1 protein-coding gene is annotated in these 1,314 nt (G+C 61.8%); it reads right to left on the reverse strand.

Annotation, left to right across the window (positions count from 1 at the left end; all coding sequences use genetic code 11):
• Positions 1-1,201 (reverse strand): IS21 family transposase (gene istA, locus VK682_RS27190; RefSeq protein ID WP_324782988.1); only part of this gene is annotated, 1,201 nt, incomplete at its 3' end.
• Between the last annotated feature and the right edge of the window lie 113 nt (positions 1,202-1,314).

Here is a 1,314-nt window from a genome sequence, read left to right on the forward strand (position 1 = left end):
GGGCGCCGTTGCGAAGCGCGCCCGGCTTGCGCTGGACCACGGCAAGGTAATGGCGCCAGTCATAGATGACGCGGCCCGGTTGCCGGTGCGACCTTTCAATGATGCGCTGGTGCTCGCAGACGACATGTCCTTCGGCAACGACAACCAGCCGTTCGGGGTAGATGTGCAGGCTGACGGGCCGGTTCGCAAAGCTGGCAGGCACAGAGTAGCGATTGCGATCAAACGTGATCAGGCAGGTTGGGGACACCCGCTTGCTTTGCTCGACATAGCCGTCGAACGCCGTGGGCAACGGCATCAGCGAAGGCTTCTCCGCTTGCCAGACATCGTCGATGCTCCCGGGCAAGCCGCCATGTACGGTCTCGACCCACAGCGCCTTGCACCGTTCTTCCAGCCAGCAGTTGAGCGCATCGAGATCAGGGAAGGTGGGCATCACCTGCCACATCCGGCTGCGCGCATCGCGGACGTTCTTCTCGACTTGGCCCTTCTCCCATCCCGCCGCCGGGTTGCAGAAGTCGGGTTCGAACACGTAGTGGCTGGTCATCGCTGTGAAGCGCGCATTCACGTCGCGCTTCTTGCCGACACCCACGCGGTCGACCGCCGTGCGCATGTTGTCGTAGATCCCACGGCCCGGCACGCCTTCGAAGACCCTGAACGCATGCCAGTGCGCGTCGAACAGCATCTCATGTGTCTGCAGCAAATACGCCCTGACCAGAAACGCGCGGCTATGCGACAGCTTGACGTGTGCGACCTGCAGCTTGGTCCGTTCGCCCCCGATGATCGCGTAATCTTCGCTCCAATCGAATTGGAAGGCCTCGCCCGGCTTGAACACCAGAGGCACGAATGTCCCGCGATCCGTCGTGCTCTGCGCCCGCTGCCGGTCCGATTTCCAGGCGCGGACAAAGGCTGAGACCCGCTCGTAGGAGCCGTCGAATCCCAGCTGAACCAGATCCGCGTGCATCTGCTTTGCCGTCCGCCGCTCCTTGCGCGACTTGCGCTGTTCGGCCAGCAACCAGCCCGACAACTTCTCCGCGTATGCGTCGAGCTTGCTCGGCCGCGACGGCACGTTGAACTTGGGCTCGACGATCCCGGCACGCAGGTAACGCCTGATAGTATTGCGCGACAGACCAGTCCGCCGCGAAATCTCACGGATGGGCAACTTATCCCGAAGTGCCCAACGTCGAATGACGCTCAAAATATCCATGTCGATCACTCCAATGACCCCCGACAAATCCCGTCAGGGGGAGGGTTCCACATGGGTCAGTTCTCAGTGACATTTCCTATCGCCGCTGGGTCAGTTCTCAGTGACATCCAACA

The sequence above is a fragment of the Salipiger marinus genome (genome assembly GCF_035481585.1).
GTDB lineage: Bacteria > Pseudomonadota > Alphaproteobacteria > Rhodobacterales > Rhodobacteraceae > Salipiger > Salipiger marinus.